The organism is Clostridium estertheticum subsp. estertheticum (genome assembly GCF_001877035.1).
GTDB lineage: Bacteria > Bacillota > Clostridia > Clostridiales > Clostridiaceae > Clostridium_AD > Clostridium_AD estertheticum.
In genome coordinates, this window is the sequence record NZ_CP015756.1 from 2,802,030 (window position 1) to 2,827,650 (window position 25,621).

Annotated in this window: 26 protein-coding genes; 4 read left to right on the forward strand and 22 right to left on the reverse strand. The window is 28.4% G+C overall.

The genetic code is table 11. From position 1 onward, the window contains the following. Positions 1 to 43: 43 nt before the first annotated feature. Positions 44 to 1,000 (reverse strand): carbohydrate kinase family protein, encoded by a 957-nt coding sequence (locus A7L45_RS12860; RefSeq protein ID WP_071613151.1) that lies wholly within the window; start codon positions 998 to 1,000, stop codon positions 44 to 46. 274 nt (positions 1,001 to 1,274) lie between these two features. On the opposite strand from A7L45_RS12860, the gene A7L45_RS12865 reads away from it, so the two are divergent. After that, positions 1,275 to 1,955: a YczE/YyaS/YitT family protein gene (locus tag A7L45_RS12865; RefSeq protein ID WP_071613152.1), complete on the forward strand. Its 681-nt coding sequence runs from the start codon at positions 1,275 to 1,277 to the stop codon at positions 1,953 to 1,955. 188 nt (positions 1,956 to 2,143) lie between these two features. Here A7L45_RS12865 and A7L45_RS12870 read toward each other — a convergent pair whose 3' ends face one another. Then, positions 2,144 to 2,902 (reverse strand): isoprenyl transferase, encoded by a 759-nt coding sequence (locus A7L45_RS12870; protein ID WP_071613153.1) that lies wholly within the window; start codon positions 2,900 to 2,902, stop codon positions 2,144 to 2,146. A 312-nt stretch (positions 2,903 to 3,214) separates the two neighbouring features. Next, positions 3,215 to 3,490: an SH3 domain-containing protein gene (locus tag A7L45_RS12875; RefSeq protein WP_071613154.1), complete on the reverse strand. Its 276-nt coding sequence runs from the start codon at positions 3,488 to 3,490 to the stop codon at positions 3,215 to 3,217. A gap of 230 nt (positions 3,491 to 3,720) precedes the next feature. On the opposite strand from A7L45_RS12875, the gene A7L45_RS12880 reads away from it, so the two are divergent. Next, entirely contained in the window at positions 3,721 to 4,761 is a 1,041-nt protein-coding gene (locus A7L45_RS12880; RefSeq protein WP_071613155.1) for an AI-2E family transporter, read from the forward strand. A 252-nt stretch (positions 4,762 to 5,013) separates the two neighbouring features. On the opposite strand, the gene A7L45_RS12885 is transcribed toward A7L45_RS12880, so the two are convergent. Continuing rightward, positions 5,014 to 5,217: a helix-turn-helix transcriptional regulator gene (locus tag A7L45_RS12885; RefSeq protein WP_071613156.1), complete on the reverse strand. Its 204-nt coding sequence runs from the start codon at positions 5,215 to 5,217 to the stop codon at positions 5,014 to 5,016. A 17-nt stretch (positions 5,218 to 5,234) separates the two neighbouring features. Further along, positions 5,235 to 5,927, reverse strand: a complete 693-nt coding sequence (locus A7L45_RS12890) for a DUF6773 family protein (protein ID WP_071613157.1) — start codon at positions 5,925 to 5,927, stop codon at positions 5,235 to 5,237. Between the two features lie 413 nt (positions 5,928 to 6,340). Between A7L45_RS12890 and A7L45_RS12895 the strand changes: the two genes are divergently transcribed. Next, positions 6,341 to 7,501, forward strand: coding sequence for a serine hydrolase domain-containing protein (locus A7L45_RS12895; protein ID WP_071613158.1), 1,161 nt, complete (start codon positions 6,341 to 6,343; stop codon positions 7,499 to 7,501). A gap of 196 nt (positions 7,502 to 7,697) precedes the next feature. Here the strand turns inward: A7L45_RS12895 and A7L45_RS12900 are convergent, their stop codons facing one another. The 8 genes from A7L45_RS12900 to A7L45_RS12935 form a co-directional block, all read right to left on the reverse strand. Further along, positions 7,698 to 8,678 (reverse strand): ketoacyl-ACP synthase III, encoded by a 981-nt coding sequence (locus tag A7L45_RS12900; RefSeq protein WP_207647734.1) that lies wholly within the window; start codon positions 8,676 to 8,678, stop codon positions 7,698 to 7,700. Positions 8,679 to 8,782: 104 nt separating this feature from the next. Beyond that, complete coding sequence (locus A7L45_RS12905) at positions 8,783 to 9,127, reverse strand: SdpI family protein (RefSeq protein ID WP_071613159.1); 345 nt, start codon at positions 9,125 to 9,127, stop codon at positions 8,783 to 8,785. A gap of 78 nt (positions 9,128 to 9,205) precedes the next feature. Further along, a complete protein-coding gene (locus A7L45_RS12910) occupies positions 9,206 to 9,739 on the reverse strand; it encodes a 50S ribosomal protein L7ae (protein ID WP_224616935.1) in 534 nt (177 codons plus the stop codon). A 493-nt stretch (positions 9,740 to 10,232) separates the two neighbouring features. Next, positions 10,233 to 11,528 (reverse strand): hypothetical protein, encoded by a 1,296-nt coding sequence (locus tag A7L45_RS12915; RefSeq protein ID WP_071613160.1) that lies wholly within the window; start codon positions 11,526 to 11,528, stop codon positions 10,233 to 10,235. 277 nt (positions 11,529 to 11,805) lie between these two features. Beyond that, on the reverse strand, positions 11,806 to 12,456 hold the full coding sequence (locus A7L45_RS12920; protein ID WP_071613161.1) for a hypothetical protein: 651 nt from the start codon (positions 12,454 to 12,456) through the stop codon (positions 11,806 to 11,808). Between the two features lie 15 nt (positions 12,457 to 12,471). Further along, the gene (locus A7L45_RS12925; RefSeq protein ID WP_071613162.1) at positions 12,472 to 13,737 is read right to left on the reverse strand and encodes a hypothetical protein; all 1,266 of its coding nucleotides are present in this window, start codon (positions 13,735 to 13,737) and stop codon (positions 12,472 to 12,474) included. A 212-nt stretch (positions 13,738 to 13,949) separates the two neighbouring features. Next, entirely contained in the window at positions 13,950 to 14,828 is an 879-nt protein-coding gene (locus A7L45_RS12930; RefSeq protein ID WP_071614973.1) for a L,D-transpeptidase family protein, read from the reverse strand. 146 nt (positions 14,829 to 14,974) lie between these two features. Continuing rightward, complete coding sequence (locus tag A7L45_RS12935) at positions 14,975 to 16,477, reverse strand: bifunctional ADP-dependent NAD(P)H-hydrate dehydratase/NAD(P)H-hydrate epimerase (RefSeq protein WP_071613163.1); 1,503 nt, start codon at positions 16,475 to 16,477, stop codon at positions 14,975 to 14,977. Between the two features lie 428 nt (positions 16,478 to 16,905). Between A7L45_RS12935 and A7L45_RS12940 the strand changes: the two genes are divergently transcribed. Further along, on the forward strand, positions 16,906 to 17,685 hold the full coding sequence (locus tag A7L45_RS12940; protein ID WP_071613164.1) for a polysaccharide deacetylase family protein: 780 nt from the start codon (positions 16,906 to 16,908) through the stop codon (positions 17,683 to 17,685). Positions 17,686 to 17,739: 54 nt separating this feature from the next. Here A7L45_RS12940 and A7L45_RS23245 read toward each other — a convergent pair whose 3' ends face one another. The 9 genes from A7L45_RS23245 to A7L45_RS12980 all read right to left on the reverse strand — a co-directional run bounded on the left by A7L45_RS23245 (position 17,740) and on the right by A7L45_RS12980 (position 25,512). Continuing rightward, positions 17,740 to 17,904, reverse strand: coding sequence for a hypothetical protein (locus A7L45_RS23245; RefSeq protein ID WP_169829597.1), 165 nt, complete (start codon positions 17,902 to 17,904; stop codon positions 17,740 to 17,742). A 177-nt stretch (positions 17,905 to 18,081) separates the two neighbouring features. Continuing rightward, a complete protein-coding gene (locus tag A7L45_RS12945) occupies positions 18,082 to 18,696 on the reverse strand; it encodes a response regulator transcription factor (protein ID WP_071613165.1) in 615 nt (204 codons plus the stop codon). After that, the gene (locus A7L45_RS12950) at positions 18,674 to 20,257 is read right to left on the reverse strand and encodes an ATP-binding protein (RefSeq protein ID WP_071613166.1); all 1,584 of its coding nucleotides are present in this window, start codon (positions 20,255 to 20,257) and stop codon (positions 18,674 to 18,676) included. Before A7L45_RS12950 ends, A7L45_RS12945 begins: the two co-directional genes overlap by 23 nt. Before the next feature lie 118 nt (positions 20,258 to 20,375). Next, positions 20,376 to 22,343 carry an FtsX-like permease family protein gene (locus A7L45_RS12955; protein ID WP_071613167.1) on the reverse strand — a complete coding sequence of 656 codons (1,968 nt, stop codon included), beginning with the start codon at positions 22,341 to 22,343 and terminating at the stop codon, positions 20,376 to 20,378. 34 nt (positions 22,344 to 22,377) lie between these two features. Continuing rightward, positions 22,378 to 23,124, reverse strand: a complete 747-nt coding sequence (locus A7L45_RS12960) for an ABC transporter ATP-binding protein (RefSeq protein WP_071613168.1) — start codon at positions 23,122 to 23,124, stop codon at positions 22,378 to 22,380. 469 nt (positions 23,125 to 23,593) lie between these two features. Next, positions 23,594 to 23,866, reverse strand: coding sequence for a hypothetical protein (locus A7L45_RS12965; protein ID WP_071613169.1), 273 nt, complete (start codon positions 23,864 to 23,866; stop codon positions 23,594 to 23,596). Between the two features lie 65 nt (positions 23,867 to 23,931). After that, positions 23,932 to 24,492, reverse strand: a complete 561-nt coding sequence (locus tag A7L45_RS12970) for a DUF4825 domain-containing protein (protein WP_071613170.1) — start codon at positions 24,490 to 24,492, stop codon at positions 23,932 to 23,934. Then, the gene (locus A7L45_RS12975; protein WP_071613171.1) at positions 24,476 to 25,165 is read right to left on the reverse strand and encodes a permease prefix domain 1-containing protein; all 690 of its coding nucleotides are present in this window, start codon (positions 25,163 to 25,165) and stop codon (positions 24,476 to 24,478) included. Before A7L45_RS12975 ends, A7L45_RS12970 begins: the two co-directional genes overlap by 17 nt. Positions 25,166 to 25,170: 5 nt before the next feature. Further along, positions 25,171 to 25,512 (reverse strand): PadR family transcriptional regulator, encoded by a 342-nt coding sequence (locus A7L45_RS12980; RefSeq protein WP_071613172.1) that lies wholly within the window; start codon positions 25,510 to 25,512, stop codon positions 25,171 to 25,173. Between the last annotated feature and the right edge of the window lie 109 nt (positions 25,513 to 25,621).

Consider the following 25,621-nt stretch of genomic DNA (forward strand, 5'->3'; position numbering starts at 1 on the left):
ATAAGGTAACTAGTCTTAAACCTTGTTTTGTTACTTATTTAAACTATTTTAACATTTGTACTTCTTCCAGCGTTGGTAGAGATGCTATAGCCCCGAGCTTTGTACATGTAATAGCGCCAACTTTATTACTAAAAGTTATTATATCTTTAATAATACCCGGATTATTCATAAATGATTTTGGATCCTTTAGCTGTGCAAGTTTATAAAGAAATGCGCCTACAAATGCATCACCAGCTCCTGTTGAATCAATACATTTAATTTTTATACTATTGATTATACTACTTCCTTCATTGGTAGAAATTAATGTGCCTGCTTCTCCAAGTGTAACAGCTACTACTTTTGCACCTAAGCTATGAAACAACTTAATACCTTCATCTAAATTTTCTTTACCTGAAATTATTTTTATTTCTTCATCACTTACTTTAACAAAATCTGAATATTTAAGACATTGTTTTGATATTTCTACAAAGTCACTCAATCTATTTTTCCACAAATCTATTCTATAATTAGGATCAAAAGAAATAAAAACTTCATTTTCAAAAGCAAGCTCCATGGCTTTTAAATAAGTTTCCTTTGAAGGTCCACCTAAAAGTGCAGTTGCAGAACCAAAATGCATTATCTTAAAAGATTTTAGCTTATCACGATCTAGCTCATCAAAAGTTAATAATTCATCTGCACCTCTATTAAAAATAAAATCTCTTTCTCCATCTCCATTCAACGAAACAAATGCTAAAGTAGTCTTAGAATTTTTATCAAATATAAGCATAGATGTGTCTACTCCGGCTTCCTCTAATGTTTCCTTCAAGAACATACCAAAGTTATCATTACCAACTTTCCCTGCAAAATATGCTCGGCCTCCCAACTTTGATATTGCTGCTGATACGTTAGCCGGTGCACCTCCTGCTTTTTTTACAAAATTTTCTCCTTTGGTTAAACCACTATTAATATCTGAACAAATAAAATCAATTAACAATTCACCAATACATAGTATTTTATTCATAATACGCCTCCTAATTCCAATTATTATTCATTTACTTTAACACATTTCAGACTAAATTGTATATATACCTTTTATTTTTGATGTTTATCTACCTTTTATTTCTATTTTTGATATTTATTACTCTTGAAATTGGTTATGCTCTTGACGCCGTTTACAAAATACAGTAAAATGAAAACAAGCGAAGCTAACTGAAACATAAATCGAACATAAATGAATACCGATAAACGTGTTGCAGATTACGAAACTATAAAATATAAAGAAAGGAATGGAAAATATGACTAAAAAACTAAATCTAATTAAAAGACTAACTATATTTTTTGTAGGAATGAGTATTATACAGATTGGAGTAGCATTATTTTTAAAAACTAATATTGGTTCCGATCCATTTACTTTATTCACTCAAGGAATAGCATCTTTATTAAATAAAACACCCGGAAATGCTAATATGGTTATTTTATTTGTATTGTTTTGCATAATACTTGCAGTTGAAAGACGTCGTATAAAGATAGGAACACTTATATGCGTTGTTGGAGTAGGACCCATTATTGACCTTGGAGTAAAGGCTGTTTCGTTTTTCCCAATTACATCTTTAAATATTGGTGCAAAAATACTTTTAGTCGTAATAGGTTGTGTTTTAATTGCAATTGGATTTTCTATGCTTAAAGCAAGTAATCTAGGTGTAGCACCAAATGACATTGTTCCATTTATTGTAAAAGATAAAATCAATCTAGAATACCGTTGGATTCGTATGGTGTTAGATATTAGCTTTGTAATAATAGGCTTTGCACTCGGCGGAGTATTTGGAATAGGTACAATAATATCCGCATTATTAACAGGCCCATGTATACAATTTTGTCTTCCGTATGGAGAAAAGTTCGTAAATATTATTGTTAAAGATGAAGATGAAGATGCGTCTGTATCTGAATCTGAAGAAAATATATCTTTAAGGGCTTAAATTTAAAAGCTAACGATGTTGCAATAATTCTTTGAGAGAGAGACATTTAACCTAATAGGAAAATATTTTTTTGAATGTCTCTTGCTTAAGGAATTAATTAAATTAAACTTATATAAGTTCCAGTATTTGTTTGGGATTTTGCAAAATATAATTTGCATTAATTCCAATTGATGATTTAGCACACCCAGCTAAATTCCACCGAAGCGTCTATCTCTTTTTTGATAATCATGTATCGCCATATGTAAATGCTTAGCCTTAAAATCAGGCCAATATATATCTGAATACCAAAACTCTGAATAAGCACTTTGCCACAGCAGAAAATTACTTAGCCTCTGTTCTCCACTTGGTCTTATAATAATATCGGGATCAGGCATTCCAGCCGTATATAAATAGTTAGCCACTAATTTTTCATCTAAATCAACTTTATTTATTTTTCCATACTCAATATCTTCATTAATTTTTTTAAAGGCCATAATCAATTCAGCTCTGCCACCATAATTAAAGGCTAAATTTAATACTAACCCCTTATTATTCTTTGACTTTTCAAATGCATTATTCAATGCATTTTGGCATATTAATGGAAGTTTAGTTATATCACCGATATTGTTTATTACAACATCGTTTTTATATAACTCTTCAAACTCACTTTTAAGATATTCTACAAGCAACTTCATTAAAGCATTTACTTCATCAGCCGGTCTTCCCCAGTTTTCCGTTGAAAACCCGTATAATGTTAAATATTTTACACCTATTTTACTACATTCTTTTACTACATCCCTTAAAGCTTCAACCCCTGCTTTATGACCTATATTTCTAGGTAATTTCCGTTTTTTTGCCCATCTTCCATTTCCGTCCATAATAATTCCGATATGTTTAGGAATATTATTCATATCTATAGAACAATCATCAGTTATTAATAGTTTCTTCTTTTTAAAAATATTCCACATTAATTTTACTCCCCCCTCCTATGTAATCATCGCATAATAACCATTAAATTTCCTGCTTCTTTCTTTAAACTAATATATATGATAAAATCCATTTAACAATTATTCAATTCTTCTGTTTTTATAATAATATTTTGCTTAGCTATTGATTACAATTTCGACCAATAATATACATTTATATCATACCATAATTATGAGGTGAGGAGCTATTTAAATGAAAGGTAATTCATCACCACAATCTATTTTTAGAAATAAAAAAAAGTTAAAAATACATATCATAATCGATATGGATTTTTAAGTTTCAATATATAATGCTTATTTAGTTGTTATTTTTACATATTGATTACTTACATATCCTATTTTACCACTATAGCTTATTTTATAAAAATTACCTACTTTTCCCATAATTTCAATTTTAGTCTTGTTAGCTAATTTCCCTTGTATAGAAGAAGTAGTTGATGCCCCAGTTTTTATGTTTACAATAGATGTTGTTACACCATCTTGTACTTTAGATACTACTGGTTGTTTAACTACACTACCTAATACTTGTACATATTTATTCGCAATACTTGTACTATTATTATAATTCACATTATTTATACCTATAGATACTAATCAATTTTATTGAAAAACCGTTATAATCTAAATTTAGAGCTAATTCTAAAAATTATTTTTATTAATTTCAATTATAATTTGCCGTACACCCCAAATAATTGCTATAATAAACAAATAAGATAATAACTTATTATAATAACAACATATGGTAAAATATTTAAATACATATGACAAATTCTAATAAAACAAGATGAGGAGTATTTTAAATGCAAACAATAATAGAATTATTTCACAAAGAATCGGTAATAAAAGTATTATTAATAGCAGCTTTAGTATTATTTGCTTTCCTAATCAGATCTATTTTAAATTTGGTTTTATTAACTTTTATGATTTCTTATTTAGCAAATAGTCTACAAAGTTTATTAACTGAACAAATTAACAAGGTTATAAAGGTAAACCCAGCTATTATTACTATAATTATATACATGTTTATGACAATAACTGTAGTGCTACTAGCAGTGAAATATATACCACTTGCCATTTCTCAAAGTTTACATATTTTACGTAGAATGGAATACAATAATTTCGTAATAGATACAAAAGGAACTATGAAGTATTTCGCACCTATATTTCATCAAATCAACATAGCAAGTTATGCTAAAACTGGGATTCAAAGTATTATGATTTTTATAACTGATTTTGGTAAATGTGGCTTGAATTTTTTTATGGCACTTCTATTAAGTTTGGTATTTGTATTAGAGAAAGCTAGTGTATTAAAATTTCTATATAAGTTTAAACATAGTAAAGTATCTTCAGCATACAATTATTTAAGCTATTTTGGTAATAATTTTTTAAATTCTTTTGGTAAAGTAATACGAGCTCAAATAATGATAGCTATTGCAAATACAACATTATCAATTATAGGACTTACTATAATGGGCTTTCCTGCATTGTTCGCCCTTGCCTTTATGATATTTATTTTAAGTCTTGTACCTGTAGTTGGAGTGTTTTTTTCTTTAATTCCCTTATGTCTAATTGCCTTTAAAATAGGAGGATTAATTAAAGTAGTTTTTGTACTTATTATGATCTTGGTAATTCATACTATTGAAAGTTATGTTTTAAACCCAATGTTTATGTCTGATACAACCCATCTTCCAATATTTTTTACTTTTACAACATTAATAATATCAGAACAGTTTATGGGAACTTGGGGTCTGTTACTTGGTATACCAATTGTTATTTTCGCATTAGATTTAATTGGGGTGGATTTGAATGAAAAAAACGACTCCAAGATAAAAAAAATTTAAAGAGAAATTTATATCATAATAAACGCTTACCAAACAATAGTAAATATCTAGCTAAAAATATTAACACCCATTATAATTAAACATGAAGGAGTGAAACACCTACATCATAAAAGCTCCTTCAATTCCATTTTCCATCTGTCTCGATTACTATAGCTTCATTGTCTATGGCAAAATGGTTAGCTCCTATTATCCTATAATACAAATAATTTTACTTAACCCTTTTATACGATCGCAATGTAACTTTTAAAAATATTATAAACTTTCATCTTCCCAAAACAAATCATTTAAAGTTTTATTTAAGGTTTTACATATTGCGATACATAACTTAATGGATGGATTATATTTTCCAGATTCAATAAGCCCAATTGTTTGCCTTGTAACTCTCACATTGTCTGCCAATTGTTCTTGAGATAAGTCACATTCAATTCTAGCTATTTTCATTTTTTTATTCTTCATATTTTTCTCCTGTTATATTACATATTGTTTTTATTTTCTTGTTCCATTTCCATTAACTCATTGTTTGAATGTCGCTCCGATTTATTTCTAATACTCTTCATGATGAAATAAAATAGTATACCCCAAACAATAGCCATTATAATAACCAAAACCAAACCAATCGGATGAAAACTATTATTCTTAAATAGTACTTTCCATTCCATAACAACACCATAGAAAATGCTTCCGATTGCTACTCTCACTTTAAATGATTTTACTCCAGCTACCTCTGCTTTTTTGCTACCCCAAACAAATAAGCCATTTTTTACTATTTTAAAAGTATATATACAAGCAGGGATAATCCAAACTAGAACATAAGTAGACGATAAAATCAATTTATCAAATGCGAACATCAAAATAAATTCACCAAAAACATAGATAATAAAACAAATATAAAAACTATGCATTATATAACGATTTTGAATCTCATGGATACACTTATCAGAATGTTTAAACAATGGTATCCCAGTAACATAGGTTCTAATAAACAAATATCCACTAGAACCTAGTATTGCATTTATTTCTAAAATGTAGTCTGTAATATTTTGTGTTAATAAAAAATATTTAAAAATAACTTGTATTATTGTTAAAATAATAATTAACGGATACAAGCGTGCACAAATTTCATTGGATTGCTTTACTATACGTTCGTCTTTCAGTTTAGCTTTCATAATAAAAACCCCTCTTTTCATTTTCAAATAACTAACATCATACAATATATATTTCTATTTGTAAAATATATATTGCATTTAGATATATATTTCCTGTCTATACCCATAGACGCAGAACTATTCAGTTTTTCGAATGATTTTGTTAAAATATTTTTACTCATTAGACAATCAAATAATTAGAACCATTATTATAGTGCTCAACATTCGAATATACCTTATATTTAAAATTTATATCCAAATTTTTAAGTATTTATATAAAATTTACAGTATAATTAAATAAATACATCACACCGCACTTGTAAAATTCTGTTTTGTATTTTTTAATATATACTAAAAATATAATTAGGCCATTTTGCATTTTTAGTTTGATACATATGCAAGTGGCCATATGAATAATTGGGGAGGATATAATAATGACAAAAAAAAATATAATAAAGATAACCTCTTTATTATTTACATTCATAATAATAACAACAGGCTGTGGTAAAAGTACAACCTCCACACTTAATATTCCAAAAACAAATAATAGTGTCAAAACAGATAATAGTCCAAAAATAGATACTAGTGTGAAAATAGATGATAGTGAAATTGGATCTAAGATATCTAAATATATAGATTCTTATTCTCCAAATGATAAATTTAGTGGTAGCATTCTCGTTGCTAAAGATAATAAGGTATTATCAGATAAAGGATATGGAATGGCCGACTATAATAAAAAAATTGTTAATAAACCTAAAACAGCTTTCGAAATTGCATCCTTAACTAAACAATTTACTGCTACAGCAATTTTAATGTTACAAGAAAAGAAACTTTTAAATGTCCAAGACACAGTTGACAAATATATTCCAGATTATCCAGATGGAGATAAAATAAAAATTTATAATTTGCTCACTCACACCTCAGGAATTCCTGATTATAATCAATCTTCTATATCGCCAATAGGCTGGAAACATACCTATACTCTAAAGGAAAGTGTTAAGCTATTTAAAAATAAGCCACGTCATTTTAAATCAGGAACAAAGTATGAGTACAGTAGTTCAAATTATATATTACTTGGATATATAATAGAAAAGGTGTCTGGCATTAACTACGAGGAGTATATAGACAAAAATATATTTAAACCTTTAAAATTAATTGATACCGGATTTTTAACTTATAAAGCTATAATAAAAGGCAAAGCAAATGGATATTATCGTCCTAAGAAAACAGACGAATATACAACGTCCTTTGATAAAGAAGGATTAATACTACCCTCCGCTGGAGGTATTTATTCAACAGTTGATGATTTATATACATGGTATAATGCACTACTTGATGGAAAATTAATTAAAAAAGAATCATTAAATGGAATGATTACACCACATCTACATAGTTATGGATATGGATTAATTATAACTAAAAAGGCTAACGGAAATACAATGATTTGGGATAATGGAAGTACACTAGGCTATACATCGTATTTAGGAAAGGATATTAATAAAAAGTATGTAATTATTATACTAAGCAATAAATATGCGTATAATGTTATGCCTATAGTTTCAGGATTATCCAATATATTAGAAATGAAAAAATAATTTGTTTTATGCAAAGTTTTTTAATAAAAATATATACATACTACAAGCGAATAATTGCTTAGTAATATGTATATCTCACAGACTTGGAGCTACGCGTTTGGTTGAGAGAATTTTGGTATTAAAAGTAAAACACGCTTCATAATTTCAAACAGCAGCTCTGCTTCATTGTACTTATGTATATAAATTAAATTTTTTCTTACCATTCAATAATAATTCCACCATGGGTAAGTCCACCGCCAAATCCATAAAGTAGTATCTTATCACCTGTTGCTATTTTACTTTCTTTTAATGCTAGCCAAATAGCTAGTGGAATAGACGCACTTGAAGTATTTCCGAATTCTGTTACGCTAACTAAAGTTTTCTCAATAGGATACTCAAGACGTTTGCATATCCCTTCAATCAAACGCAAATTTGCACTGTGAGGTACAAACCACTTAATATCTGAAAGTGAGAGCTGAGAGGTTTCTAAAAGTGTTTTAATACCATCTACTACATTTTTCATAACGTATCTATATACTTCAGCACCATTTTGAACAATATGATGTTCCTTTATAACAGATGATTCCCCAATGTTTTTTGAATGATTGCTACAATAAATACTATCAGCCCCACTACCATTTGTTTCAAAATTTGTAGCAATGAAGGCGCCTTTTCCATCAGTTTTTTCTAATAAAAATGCTGATGCCCCGTCACCAAAAAGTATACATGTGTTTCTATCTGTATAATCAATAAGTTTAGATATTGCCTCAGTTGCTACAACTAGAATTTTTTTATTTTGACCAATTGTAATAAATGCATTTGCTACCGATAATGCGTAGACATATCCTGTGCAAGCTACATTTATATCCATAACACCTGTTTTTCTGATGCCAAAATGACCCTGAATTAATGAGGCTACATTTGGGACAATGTGGTCGGGGCTAGTTGTTGAGACCACTATCATATCTACATCAGATAAGTCAGCCCCGTAAACTTCAATTAAATTTTCAACAGCCTTGATAGCTAAATTGCTTGCATTTTCAGTTTCACTACTAATGTGTCTTTTTATTATACCTGTGCGTCTAATAATCCATTCATCGCTTGTATCTACCAACTTCTGCAAATCATAATTGGTAAGAATATCTTTTGGAACATACCCTCCGACTCCAGTTATTTTTGTTTCTGATTTAATTATCACACCGTTACCTCCTGTTAATTAAAATAGTATCTATTCTATTTGCCATTCTATTCACTATTTTCATTTCCAACTTTACCTATGAAGAAGCAGAAAAAAATCAAATATTATAAATTATTCGTTTTTTTTCTGCTTCCATCCATATTAAATAGTTTTATCAAATGTATTTCCTCAACAGCTAAAATAGCTACAGCACTTAATATTAGTAATAATAGTTGAATCTTTTCTTTATTAATCGTCATTGGCTGAATTATTGACCAAATTCCAAAAATACCATTAATAGCTCCAAATATCATTAAAATAAATCCACTATGTTTCTGTGCTGCATTCCAGGTATCCTGATTCTTCATTGCTAAAAGTGATTTATACCCCATCACATTATTCCTACTCGGTGGATACTTCATTAATATAAAACCGAATACGATAAACAATGTTCCTACCACTAAACTCATATTTCTATCCCCCTCTATGCAAATTCATACGTCTACACTCGATCAAACCATCCCACAAGTTTTTGGAAAGCACACAAATTAAAAACTTATTTTTTTAAATGTACCCTTATCTATTTGTAATTCAATATTTATATCTGCTTTTTCATAACCTACTACTTTTATACGGTTGTTACCTTTCTTAATTGGTACAGTTAATACTGTTTCTCCCTTTATAGTAGCTTTAGCTGTATTTTCTACAAGATTAACAACTTTATTGTCAGGAGATATTAAAACAATTTTTGCCTTTCCACCATTTATTGATAAGGTATATGGAACTTGTAAATCAAAATCTGTACTACTTTCATATGCCCAAATAGTTCCACTTCCACTTAATTTCAACTTTCCTTTATATATTCCTGACTCTATTGTTTCCTCGCTTTCATCTAATCCAAAAGTGTCAGATACATTAGCTATTTTACTATCGTCATTATAAATTTTACTCATAGTATTATTACCACATCCAATAAATAAGCTAATCATAATAATTGTCATGGTTAGTAATACTATTCCTTTTTTAGAAGCCATTCTCATTCTCCCTTCACTTAATTTAATAATATTCATCATTTTTATCATATGCAATACTCTCCTTCAAATTGATAACCATCTTTACCAATTTGAAAAATTAATTTTATAATTCCCACTTATAAATATTATGTAAATTTAACACGTTACCGTTAATGATACCCTCTCTTTACATAATTCAACAAACATTCATAATTTTCCTCTATATTTTGGTAAAAAAAATAGAATCTCCATGGATCATATATGAAATACTAATTAAGTCTATAAATTTATTGTTTTTTATGTATATTCCTAATAACATTATAGAAAAACAACTAAATAATCTAATGCTTAGAACTAACTAGAATGGATTTGTTTAAAAGTAAAAGATTTTATTTTTTAGGTTATTGTTGAATCAATATTATTGTTATTTAAATAAGATAGGGCACATATTGGAATTAGTTTCCATAATGTGCCCTATCTTTTCATATTTTATATCCAAACTGGTTTTAAATTCATCTACTAAATAATACAGTATCTTCAATAATTGTTTAGTTATATTGTATTATTTTAAATTCAATGTAGCACTTGTTGAAGTCCCAGTAATTGAATCACTACCGGTTATTACTGCTGATTTAAGAGTACTAAAATTAGTACCTTTGTTGGCTGTCATTGTAATTATACCACCCTTGGATACAATTGTACCAGCTTCACTTTTGAAGGTTACACTATCACTAAGAGGTGAATCTGTAATGTCAAATCCATATTGATTAAATACCTTATATGTTGCATAACCAATTCCTATTGAAGGAGCAATTCCCATTTTATCTGAAGTTATAGTAATCTTACTTACCTTGGGACTTTCAACTGCAGCCTCGGATGTAAACAGCACTGAGTCTGACTTTACGCCAGTTATTTTATCTTTTAATAAAATATTAATTGTTTTATTAACATCAGCAGCAGAATTATACGTTATTGTACCAGTTGATGTTTTTGGATCTAAGATTACTGTTGAGCTTACAGATGCAATCGCTTCTATTTGACTAGCTGGAATTTTTTTAGTAATATCATACCCGTATATATTTTTAACTTTATATTGGAATGTAGTTGTGTTTGGTCCAGTCTTTGTTAAATTAGCATTATTTTGAATTTTATAAGGAATTGTCATTACGTCAGGTGCTACAATGCTAATATCTGATATACCTAAAACATCTTCCGCTTTAGCATCACCTAAAGATAAGGTTGATTTTGCATATGCTCCATTAGATGCCAATAAGTCTATTGTAACAAATTGGTCAGTATCAGAGAAGTCATATGTTATTGTACCGGTTCCTGTTAGTGGATCTAAAATTATTGAACCACGCGCGGAATTTATATAGAAATTTTTCATCATCATCTCATAAGCTGGGACTGTCCTAGTAATATCCTTACCAGCTTTGTCTAATATTTTATACTTAAATGTAGCTTTATTTGCTGCTGTTCTTGTTAATTTAGTTGAGATCAAATCAATTTTACCTACTGATGAAGTTAATGTATCTCCAATTACTTGACCATTATTATATTTAATAGTTGAAATATCTACATACTCTTTATTCACTTTTGTCCCATCACTATTTTTTATCCAACCGCTATCGTCTGTTTTTATAAAAATATCACCTTTGTTTTTAGCTACTAAGTCACTAATTTGATTTGCATTTGTTGGATTATTTACAAAATCTAGTGTATACATACTATCTCCTATTACCACAGAATAATCTAGAACATCGGCAAAGCTACCTACTCCCATTGCCATTACTGGTTTTGACAGCGTAACTATCAATAACACAAACCCCATTGTCATCATTTTTTTAATATTTTTCATTAATAAAACCCTCCTGTTTTTTATATATCTTTATGCCTTCGAATAAAGACACAATGAAAGCTATAAAAATATAAATTTAACAACAGCTTAGCGCCTCGTTATTGTTAATAGTTACATAATAACACATTTTATGTTAAAATAATTCATTTCTGAATATTTTTATTTACTACTTTTTCCAAATTCAAAAACTTCATGTAATTTCTCTGCATAATCCATAGAACCCTTCTTTTCCATTCCAGCGATAGTGATAATTCCTTTATCTTCCCATTTCAAATAGCTATTTAAATTCAGTTATAATACCTTTTACTGTGCTATTATAATCATCACTATCTACAAGATTAATATCCCTATTTAGCTTTATATGTAGCTTTTTACCATTAGTAAAAATAATGGTACCTTCTGATGTGCATATATCTATATTCGCAACTTGCACACCACCTTCAATTTGAAAAACATTGTCTGAGATTGTATCTCTATTTTCAGTAGATACTGAAATATATCGATCTTCACCTATATTTCCTTCTGCTAATAAATAAATTATTCCTAATTCACATTTAACTGCAACATAATTTTCATTATTAACATATACTTCTAAGCAATTACCTAACCCATCTATTTCCCATTCTTTTAGGTTATGTTTATGTATTGTAACAAGTTTGTCACTTGAATACATTTTTCTTGTTAAGCTGTGATTAAATAGGTATTTAAATATAACTATTTCCTTTGAGGATAAATCCCTACTTATCATTTTTTCTATATTCTCAAGTTCTTTTGTTAAGTCTTCATTTGATGAAAGTTCAACCTTAAACTGTTCTTTCGTCTCTGTTGGATATTTTTCTTTGCATTCTTTAATATGATTGCCTACCATGTTTTCTAATAAAGCATTTAGAGCACCATTAAAATCATTCTTTAATAATATCATTTCCATTTTCAAAACCCCTTTTTAATTTGATTTCTTCATGATTTCTTTAATTTCTTTATTATCTGAAATCATAAGTTCGAAAATATCAGTGTTTCTCTTTATAATAGATGATACATTTTCATAGATCTGCTTTTCTATATATTCCTCTGCTGAATTATCTCCATCTATCAGGCTATATATATATTCAAGCGTTTTATCTAAAAATGCGTATATGTCTTTTAGTAAATTAATGTCTTTAGTTTTATAACTTTCTAAACAAAAGGATACCGATTCCCTTATTAGTGAAACAGTACCACTACTTATTGTAGCTCCAGTTTCTAATATTAATAAATTCAATTCAATTTTCTTTAATTTCAGCAATATATCATCACTAAAGGAAACCATTAAATTTAGCGATTCTTTATCTAATTTCTTACTTGTAGGTATAGTTTTAATCAGACTTTCAAATGAATTGTTTTTTAAATATAAGTATGATGACACCCCTGTTATTAAATATATTATACTGATTACTAAACTTAACAAGCCATTTCCAAATATTGAAGAAATTACTGTTATACCGAATCCACTAATAAAAAATACTGAAAGTTTATTAAATTTATTTTTTATTTTATTGATTTCAAACATCAAAGTATTAGTAGTATTTTCTACTTTATTTGGTCTTAAGATTTTTATAAGCTCCTTGAATTTTTCTATCTCTAGATTATTCGAATTTTTTATATTTCGTAGCCTTTCTTTTTCATCTAAAGAATTTTGGATATCCCTTTTTTTAGCATTTTCAACTTCTAATTGTTGATCTAATAACTTTTGGGCCTCTTTTTTTCTCTTATCATCAATTTGTAATAATTCTTCTTTTTTCACTTTTTTAAAATCATAAAGTTCCTCTTTAGTCATTTTAAGATACTTATCTTCTGTTACAAATAAAGAAGCATAATATGTCATTAGTTTGTTTGAATCATTAAATATAGTATAAATAGGTTCTTCTTTTTCTTCATTCATCTTAAAGACAGAATATACTTCACCTTCTACTAAATCATCTATATCTAAAACACCTATATACACTACATCTTTTATAGATTGCATTAACCTATGCGTTGGATAAAAAATTTGATCAGGCACAACTATTTCAACTCCACCTTTTTCATTTATAACCCTATAGCAAGGTAATGTATTAAAGTCATATTCATATGTATATTCAGTTGTTGTATCAAGTACAATATATTCTTTTTCTTTTATAAATTCAGCTTTTTCTGTACGACATGTTTTTAATTCTAAATATTCTCTTTTCATAAATAATACCTCCTTCAAAAGGAAAACTAATTCATTCTATTATACTTGTTAAAATCACTATTAGTGCAATATTTTTAATATTTAAGATTATTATTTCTATTTATAACATTTATTTACATAATCTAACATACAACAATAATTAACCTTTTATATTTTAACGACATATTAAAAACCCCGAGCTATTAGTCTCGGAGTGTATTAATAATAAATATTTATTTTACGTGAATTGTAGATCCTATAGGTATATTATCATAAATATATTTTGCGTTTTCAAGGGCGAGCCTTATGCATCCATGTGATTCAACTGCCCCTAAATTACCATCTATCACGTTTCCGCTCTTGTCATATAAAATACTATGGAATAAATAATTACCGCTAATTTGAGTAAAATACTTGCAATAAACAGGTGCAGCGTCCGTACCTGATTTGAAATTTAGTCCCTTAATACCAACGCGGAAATACCCAGTTACAGTTGGAGTTTCAGCTTTGCCAGAACCACAAGAAAAGGTATTAATTAATTTCCAATTATGCATTGAGCCATAAAAAACATAAACTCTTTGCTGCGATAGATCTACTAAAATATAATTATTCGTAGAACTTGTATTCTCACCACTATTTAATTTACTTTCATAAGTCGATTTTACATCAACATCATTTACGCTTAGTAGCGATTGAGTGGCTGGCTTGTACATGTTGTCCTTTGTAGGCGTTTTGTACAGAACATCTATTGTTTCAGCAGTTGCCTTACCACTAGTTATAAGATTATGTCTTTGTTGAAAATCCATAACTGCGTAGATTACACCTTCACCATAATCACCATCCAAAACAACATTATAACCGTATTTTTTTAGCCTAGTTTGTATCCTTATAACATCTTCCCCCTTATCAGATGCTTTTATTATAGATTTATCTGGTCTCTCACTATCGAGTTCAGCTTTAGTTTTAGTTTTATGAACAGTCTTGCTCTTACTACTTGATACTGTTAAAGAATTTTTTTTAATAATATCATTGGACTTTACTTTATAACCAATGCTAGCTCCAATTACCATCATACCAATAATTCCTAAAATAACAGTTTTTTTATTTCTCATACTTCTCATATTATGCACTCCCACCACTCTAATCAGTTTTACAATAGTTAATACCCTAAGACTGATTAGAATTTCACATTTATACCATACTATAAACGCTTCTCATAACCTTTTAGTTGCAGCAAAAGTGCAAAAATATAAATATATTATTCTAAATCTTGAATTTCTTTTATTATAGAAGGAAGTGCCTCTATAATATGATTTGCATTTACGCAAAACATTTCCTTTGAAAGTTTATCCCCAGAGTATCCGTGAATGTATGCACCAATACATGCTGCAGTCATTATGTCATAGCCTTGAGATATAAAAGATGCTATAATACCCGTCAAACAGTCCCCCATCCCACCTGATGCCATTGCGCTGCTCCCAGTAGGATTAATTTGAACTGTTTCACCATCTGTAATTATTGTATTAAATCCTTTAAGTAACAAAACAACATTGTGTTTCTTTGCAAATTCTTTTGCTATGCTTATTTTATTTTTGTTTATTTCATCTATCGAAAATCCTGATATTCTTGCCATTTCCCCCATATGAGGTGTAAGAACTATCTGACATTTCTTATTTTTAAGCATTTCAAGGTTCCCCTCAAGTACGTTCAAACCATCTGAATCAATTACAACAGGACATTTAGATTTAAGTAAAACTTTACTTAGTAAATTTAAAGTGCACTTATTATTCCCGAGTCCTGGGCCAATTGCAATAGAATCACTTTTAGTTATTAAGAAATCTAATCTTATTTCATCATTAGTTGAGACAGTCATAGCTTCAACTAATTTTCCACTTAGTATATTTTGAATTGAGCTATCACATCCTAACGTAACAAGCCCTGCACCACTTCTGACAGCAGCCTGAGTTGAAATATACGCAGCACCTGTAAACCCTGGCGATCCTGCCAAAATAAGTGTTCTTCCATAATCACCTTTATGTGAATACTTATTTCTTTTTTTGATTAACCCTTTAATAAAGTCTATATCCATTATGTATTCATCCTCATGAAATTTATCCACTACAGCTTTTGGTATTCCAATCTTCTCAATAACAATTTCTCCAGTAATGGACTCCGCGTCATATGAAATAAAACCCTTTTTATAAAGTTCAAATGTAACTGTTTTATTACTTCTAACACAATTCCCCATCACTTTCCCATTATTACACTCAAATCCTGATGGGACATCAATTGATAAAATATACTTACTATTCTCATTCATTATTGTAATTGCTAAAGAATAAATACCTTTAACTTCTCTAGATAATCCGGTTCCAAAAATTGCATCAATAGTAATTTCGCATTGAATTATGCTTTCCCTTAAAATTTCAAGCTCATCATTGTTATTTACTTCTATTATTTTTGCACCCATATTTCTTATGATATTAAAATTTACCAGTGCATCAGCGCTCATATTTTCATCTGAGCCAAGAAAAAACACTTCCACATAATTCCCTCTATTTAAAAGATGCCTTGCTACAACAAAACCATCTCCACCATTATTCCCGCTAGAGCAAACAATTACGAATTTTTTATTATTTTCTGGTATATTTTTCATTACCTTTAGTGCTGCATTTTCCATTAGTATAATACCTGGAATCCCTAAAATATCTATACAATAACGATCAATCTTTCTCATTATCTGTGATGTTGCGATTTTCATTTTCATTCCCCTCCAAAACTGCAAAAACAATTGCATTTATTTCAATTTTAATAATATCAGTTTCAATTCATAGTATCAATGGGTCATATTCAGAATTTAGAATTCATTTTGGAATCAATCTTAATCTATAGATCTTTTCTATAAACTGCATTTTGTTTCATATTAAATGCATTGTCGAAATTTGTAGAATGATTATCGCTAACCACGACATATTTTTACAATATAACTCCATATTTAGATGTATAATTAAGAATTGGAGTTGACTAGTTTTGATAATATATAGAAAGGACAACCCTAAAAGAGAATAAAGGTGATGTCCTTACTACGAATTGTGTATTTAACCAAAATAGAAATGTGGACAAGCCACATATATGTAAGGCTAAACTGTAGTTTGCATAAAGAAACTAAAATTATATTGGAGGTAACTTATGAAAAACAAAATAGCTTTTGTATTAACATTAATAATAATTTTAAGTTGTAAAGTAGCACCTGCCAAGACACAAACTCAACAAATACCAGTGTTTATGTATCACATGTTAACAACTGACTCTCATAAAACAAATAATTTAACAATTTTACAATCTGCATTTCGTTCACAAATGAACTATCTAAAAACAAATGGCTATACTACGATAACAATGGACCAATTTTACGATAGCATGTCTAAAAAAATTATATTACCCGCGAAATCAGTCCTAATAACCTTTGATGATGGATATATAAGTAATTATAAATTAGCATATCCTGTATTAAAGGCGAATAAACAAAAGGCTACGCTATTTATGATATCTCATGAAGTAGGCAGAACATCTGATTCAATGAATGCTAAACAACTACTAGAAATGGATATTAACGGATTTAGAGTAGAAAGTCATACAGATTGGCATGAAAATTTGGGCAGCTTACCCTATGCAAAACAACTAAATGCAATAAGGGCTGCAAAAACATCATTAGAAAAATTATTAGGAAGAAAAGTGATGTATTTGGCATATCCATGTGGTTCGTATAATACTAATACAATCAAAGCAGCCCATGCAGCAGGATGCAACTTAGGACTAACCACAAATGAAGGATTCACTTCAAGATTAGATAACCCATATAGAATAAATAGGATATATATGGGTCCGTCAGACAACTTAAAAACTCTAAAACACAAACTTGATTATGGTAAACAATTAATGTGGCATATCAATACATACTTACTATAATTATAAAAAATAAAAAAGTTTAGCGTAATCGCTAAACTTTTTTACTTGAAACTATTATACAGATAATATTTTTGGCCAATTGCATGTGTTAGTTTTTTCATTCTTTATCTTTGTTCCTTCACATTCTATCTTTAGTAATGTCATTTCTTTTATAAATTCCATTATTCCCATTGCTATTAAAGCACTGCCTATAACTCCTACTATAATATCTGATCCCATATAATTCTTTCATCTCCTAAAACGTCTCATAATTTTAATTTTTAACCTAAGATAAAATTATACTATGACATATAAGAGCTTAGCAAATATTCAAATTGACGATAATACGTTTACTTAGTTAAAATCATTTAAAATAATATTAATTGCTATTATATTCAGAAATTATAAATATCTTTTTTAACTGCTTTTATAGTTAGGTTGGATGTACCCAAGATTGATACCTTTTATAACAGCCTCTAATGATGAAGAAACCTCTAGTTTATCAAATATATGCTGTATATGATTAGAAATAGTACGCTCACTAATGCGAAGCATATTAGAAATTTCATTTCGCTTATACGGATAGCATAATAACTGTAAAATTTGAATTTCTTTCCCGGTTAATTTCTCTATATATTTTACATTTGCTGAAAAATGGTTCTTTCCATTATTTATATCAACTAATATTTTTAAAAGATTCTCCGGCATTATATTCTTATTTATAAAACCTTTTGCACCAATTTTTTTGGCTTCATATCGATATACAGGCAAATCATAACCAGTCAACATTACAATTTTATTATCAGGAAAATTAGTAAGAATAGATTTAGCAACTATTAATCCATCTTCATTACTTATATTGCTTAAATTTATATCAATTAAAATAATATCTGGTTGTTTTTTTTGTATAGTTGATGTAACTTGTGTAATATCTTGCAAAGAATAAAAACTTTTTATCTCCTTATAATCCTGAAAAACGATTTCTAAACTTTTAGCAAATAATGCATGATCATCGATTAATAAAATATTCATAAGAATTGTCTCCTCTCATAGTAATTTGAATAGTAACCCGTAGTCCAGAGGGCTTTTTTGAATCTATCCGTATACAACCACCAAGTAATCGTACTTGCTCTTTAATAGAAGCCAATCCTTTATGATTTTTAATATCGATATTCTCTATATTATCTAATCCAATTCCATTATCTTCTACAACAAGTTCTACTTTTTCTTTTTTTTGAGATAAAAACACGTCTATTTGTAAACATTTTGAGTGTTTAAAAGCATTTGTCACTAACTCTCTTAACATGCGATATAGAATTAAGTTATATGGTTCTACCAAAAATAGATTATCATCGCAAACAAATGAAATAGGAATCTTTTTTCTATGATATGTTTCCTTTATCATTTCTAGTAAATTTTTAATATTTTCTTTTGAAGTAAGAGTTTTTAACATAATAGGATGATATTCTTGCATTTCTTCTCTAATGGAATTGTTTAAAGCTTCAAGCGTTTCAACTATTATTTCTTTTACCTGTGGTTTGTCCAATTTATATATCATGTTTTTGATTGATAATAAATCCTGCAACACTTCGTCATGTAGATAATTAGAAAAATCATTCTTTATGTTTTCTTCTTTGTATATTTGTATAATATTGTTCATATAAAAATTTTCTTGTGTCATTTCAGAATTTCTAGTTTCTCCATTTAAAAATCTTTGCTTTATTTCACTATATAGCAAAGTTAAGTAAAATGAAACAAACCAAACAGCACAATGCAGTAAAAGAAAATAACTCAATATGCTAAAATGCAATATTATTCCTATAATAACTGCAAAACACAGCAAACAAACAGACAATAAAATATTTATCTTAGAATTTAATATATAACCATTTAAATTACTATGATTTTTTTTTACTATACCATGAACACTAAACAACGGTAAAGCTACAATTATATAAAGGCCACAATTTTCCATGTAATTGGATTGTTTTGCGAAAAGAAAGACATAAATTATATATGGAACGATTATGGTAAAGATAGAAGAGATCAAATTTTTACGCTCTTGTTTCAAAATAAAAAACAACCTACTTCTATTTTTAAATAATACATAAATAAAACAAACAAAATTTAAAATCCATTGTAACATAAACATAACATAAAAAAGTCTAGTATTTAACATAGATAACAATGTTAGAAAACAGCATATTTTTAAAATAATATTTATTCGCTTTTTATTGTTATAAACACAATCCTGAAAAATAAACATCAATAAAAACTGAATTATTTCATATGGTAAAAAAACATATAATGGTGTTGCTAAAAAAATAAATATTTTTTCTTTACTTCTAAGTAATAAAAAAACCCAAGAAAGGAATAATAATAGATTAGAGAATTGTGATAAAACATAACTTCCCTTCAAGTTGATAAACTGTATATAAATGGAATAAAGAAGCATCAATGAAATAATAGTAAGTGGCATAATACTAAACGCTTCCGTATCAATATTTCGCAAATATTCATGACACAAAAATGAAATTATTAATAATTGATTCAGTAAAATAAATACCTGCTTTATCTGATATCTCGATTTCATAAATTTATCCTCACAGTTAAATTGATAATATAATCACTATCTTGGTTTTATTATACAATTCTTATTTAAATTGTACAATATATTACGGTTAGGTGTTTCATGAGTGAAAAGCACAATTTCACTCCTTATTGTTTAATATTATTCTATAACATGAATACTTTGTAATTATATAATATATAACATATATTATTGTTAATATGCCAATTGAAGCAAGTATGGGTAATATAAATGTACTGCTTTTCCCTAGTAAATTTGGTATTAAAGCAACAAAACATTCTAAAGCGAAAATGCTATGAATAACGCCTAATAAATACGGAATACTAAAAAACACTAAAATTTGCTTACTAATAATTTTTTTTATTTCTTTATTTTTATATCCCATTTTCTTTAGAATATAAAACTCTCTTTTATCGTTTGTAATCCCTGAAATACTATGAAAATACAAAATACTTCCTGTAGCAATAAAAAAGATTGCTGTAGCAAATGTAATTAACAAAAGGGATACACTATTCGCACTAATGTATTCATATTGTTTTTGGTATGAACTTGCAAAATTGTTATTATTTTTAAACATAGGGGCAAGTTGTTCATATACTTCTTTATTATTTCTCATGTTTTTTCCGAAAACGCTCATAATCTCATTTGTATGTAGTTTCAATTTAGAAGTTTTTGCATAAAGTTCGTCAGAAATAATAAGTGTTCCCATACTGTTGGCAAATCCAATTGGATTTATCAATGTGGTTTCCACTACATTTACATTTATGGTTTTATGATTTGCAAAATTTAAGGAATATATTTTTCCTATGTCTGTATTTTTTTTATCATATGTATATTTAACAAGAGTACAATCATTCCCACTTATATTTTTGATAGATGCCTTTTTCCTTTGTAACTGTATCAAATTAATATAATCTGATTTAGATATTAAATCAAAACTGTGTTGCTTCTTAGCACTATATTCAAAAGGCAAAGTATCAGTTGAAGAAGTTACTTGAATTAAAGAAGTTTTTTTATAATCTATATTTTTTCCTCCTACTGTTTTTTTCACAATATCAATTACTTTATCTACCTGATTTGCGCTTTTGATATGGAATTCAATAGCTGCAGGAATTATACGTGATAGGCCAGCATAGGGATAATATATTGAGAGTATTGCCGAACCTAGTATACTCAATGTTGCCGCTGATAATAATGTCAATATAATTAATGCTTTTGCATTTGATCGTATACGATAAATAAATTTTGGAATTGTAATTATATTTGTTTCCTTATAAAAATAGTCTTTTTTCTTTTTTAATTTTAATATAGCATAAGGAATGAAAGAATGTATAAAAAAGCTTGTTCCTACGACTACAGATATAAGTGTGATCATAGCCATAGGTCCGAATCCTACTGTAACCCAAAACGAATCCTTTCCCCTTGTTATATCTAGCGCTGTTACATAACCAAGTATTAATAATATAACTCCTAATACTGCTAGCCATATTTTTACCTTTATTTGTTGTTCTACTTTTTTACCCAATCGAACTAGTGTTAGTAATGAACTTTTCTTTAAATATTTCCAATTCGATAAAAATAAAACAAATAAAACAACCAACACGAATCCACTGGCGACGTAAACAGCGTTTAAATTAATTAACGGTATTTTTGAAGCATCTATTTGTAAATCTAAAAGATGTACAATCCCTATAATAATGATTTTATGAAGAAATGCTCCAAAAAATATTCCTATGCCAAGTGCACTGATACAAATAAAAAAATTCTCAAATGAAAGCAACCTTGTCATTGTAGACTTTCTATATCCTAATAAAGAATAAATCCCAAGTTCCTTCATTCGTCTTTTCATAAAAAAAGTGTTAGCATATGACATATAAAACAATACAAATCCCATGATTAATATTGCTACAGCTTTGGACATCATTTCTACTCTGCCATCAGTAGATATCCGTTCCATTATGACTTCATTCATGGCAAAAGAAATAAAACTAAAAAATACCATAAAAACAAATGATACTGAAAACAAATAAAGAGAATAGAACGAAAAATTCTTTCTTATATTTTTCTGCGCAATACTTAATAAGTTCATATTTTTAATTGCCTCCTCGTGTAATGTTGCATCCTTAGTTTTCCCCAAGTTTTGCAACTTCTTTTAAAATTTCCTCAAAGAAAAGCTTTCTTTCCTTCCTACATTTTTGTAATTCTCTAACGATTTGTCCATCCTTAAATATAATAATACGACTTGCATAACTTGCAGCATACGCATCATGTGTTACCATTAGAATAGTAGTTTTTAATTCTTTGTTCACTTCCTCTAATTTATGAAGCAACGCTGTGGCAGAGTTTGAGTCTAGTGCACCGGTAGGCTCATCTGCAAACAAAATGCTAGGATTTTTTATGATAGCTCTTGCTGCAGCAACACGTTGCTTTTGTCCCCCAGACAATTCACTTGGATATTTAGATAATATATCGCTTATACCAAACCGTTCGGCTATTTGATGCACAGAAGATTCAATATCTTCTGGGATCTTATGTAGTAAAGTAAGTGGTACTGCTATATTTTCTGTAACTGTTAGACTATCCAGTAGAAAATATTCTTGAAAAATAAATCCTAAATTACATTTTCGAAAATCAGTAGCATTATTATCATTTAGTGTATTAATATTTACACCACTTATAATAATGTCTCCACTTGTAAAAGTATCAATAGTTGAACATACATTTAATAAAGTAGTCTTTCCTGATCCTGAAGCCCCCATTATAGCAATAAATTCTCCAGTCTCAATTTGTAAAGAAACCTTATTTAATGCTGGCTTTTGATTATTGTCATAAATCTTTGTAACTTCTTTCACTGTTAATAATGTTGTCATAGTCATTTCCCCTCACTTTCAAGTTTTAATGATAATTTTTTTACAATTAACGCTTAATTAATTCTCCATAAAGTATCAATGACCTGAGTGTTTCTATGATTTAATATTATGGGAGTGTTCGTATTTATAAGTATACATTTCCCAGCATTTAATTTCGTGAGTAAAAAGCGCATACTAAAATATTTATATTAATGAACCTTGCTTAAGCCTTAAAATAAAAGCCAAAAAAAAACAGGCTTATCTAATTACATTTTTGACGACGTAACTATGCTAACCCTTCATAAAGAATTCTTTTTTACACATGTATAAGCTGTACGCTAACTAACCCCATATTAGATATGAGGTTAGTTACAAGTTCAACATTAATTTATCTCATTGATTTCTTTTACTTCAATCTATATGTTTCTATTAAAATACAAGTACGAGTACAAAAATAACAAGTCATAAGTGCTCATAAATCTTAAATACTCTATTTTTTTAATTCAATAATTTTATATTTAGGTGGTGAAAATTTCATAAACCAAGTACCAAAATCCATTTTTATCTCCGAGCCAGTTAGATTAGAATACTTTATTACCTTATAGCCCAAACCATAGTATTCTATGGATCCTCCATCTTTGTACCTTACCATCGGAATTGCAAAAACAGGAGATTTGTTTGCTTTTTCTAAATAAAAATCAGTAATAAAAAAAGTTAACAGAATAATTAACAACCCACCTATTATAATACTTCTCTTTTTCATCTTATAATAGCCCCCCTTCTACTGTCTTTTTCTGAAATAACTTCGAATCGTATCCCTCAAGATAGTTATCGCTTCATCAATACTGCTTTTATAAAATCATTAACATATTTGTTTTCTTCAAGCTTATCCTGTACTTTACTTTTCCATTCCTCTTTTTTTAATAAACCCGGTAAATCTCGCCCATACCACTTTTCAACATCCAAGCGTGAGACTTTATATGCTGAACCAGTAAAGTTGTAATTTATTACTTGAAGATTCTCAATTAGAGCAAATGCAACAGTAGAATTGTATATCAAAGCTTTATTCACCTTATTCTCATTAATATTTGCTACAGTATCATTATATTTTACTTCTGCTGTTAACTTATTCGGAAATAACTCAAAAGACATTTTAATATTACTTAAAGGCAATTTGTGAAATATATTAACTATATCGCTCGAATTACCCATATATTTATTCCTATATTTTGTAACACTATTTATGTCATGTGTTATAGGATTTTGCTGCTGCAGCATATACTGATTATTTTTCTGATTATTCCTTGGTATAACAATAAACTGAACCAATCCAAATAAAACTATCCCCATTATTGCTAAACCGATTATTACATTATTCCTCGTTTTCATTGTCTTCACCAACCTCATATTTCAATATTAGTTTTGGAGCTAAATTAAAAATCAATGGAATTATGACTGAAATAAGTGGACTTCCGTATCCTATTGCCAATTCAGCAAATTGATATGGACCTCGTATACTAATGGGTCTTGAGAACCAAATGTTACTTCCAAACTGGATTGCAGTGGTAAAAAGAGTATAAACTACAATAAACAATAACCACATAATCCAAGAAATTTTTCTGGCTTTAAACGCCGATTGTATATTAATAAATGATTTACACTTACGATACTCAGATTCTTTTTTTGAGTTTAATAGGCAATACTTTATTCCAATTACAATACTGCATATAAAAAGAAATATATTTAATATAAATCCTACTCTAATAATTAAACCAGGTATTGTTATTATCCATGCTATTATAGAATAAAGTAAAACTATTTGCATATATTCAAGACTATATTTATTTATAAATACTTTTCTGTTCCCGTCAATAAGGTAATCTATGCTGTTAATGCTTCCTTTAGCTTTTTTAATAGCTTCGTTGTGATCCATACCATTTGCAGTTAAATCGGCTACCTTTGCTTCAAGGTTACTTAAAACCTCATATTTTAACTCGTTAATCTGTTTACTTGATTTATACTTGCTAAAAATACTATCAACATGATTTTTTAAACTATTCATCCCCCTTATACCTCCCTTTTAATAAGTTTATCTATTAAATCTCTTGCTATCTTCCAAGCTAAAAGTGATTTTTCATAATTTTCTTTACCAAGTTCTGTAATCCTATAATACTTTCTTCTGCCCCCCTGACTTTCACTTCCCCAATAAGACTCAATAAGTTTTTGTGCTTCAAGCCTCTTTAAACTTGTATACAATGAAGGTTCTTTTAATTCGTATTCGCCTTCACTATTTTTTGAAATAGCTTTAATGATTTCATATCCATAGTTATCTCCATCACATATTACTCGAAGTATTATCGAATCAATGTTACCACGAATTAATTCACTACTGATATTGATTTTATCCATTATCTTCACCTCGTAATTATACTTTAGCGCATATTACTATGTGTGTCAATGTAATATGTATCATATACTAATTAGTTCATATGAAATGCAGTTTAAATATCTAGTTGTT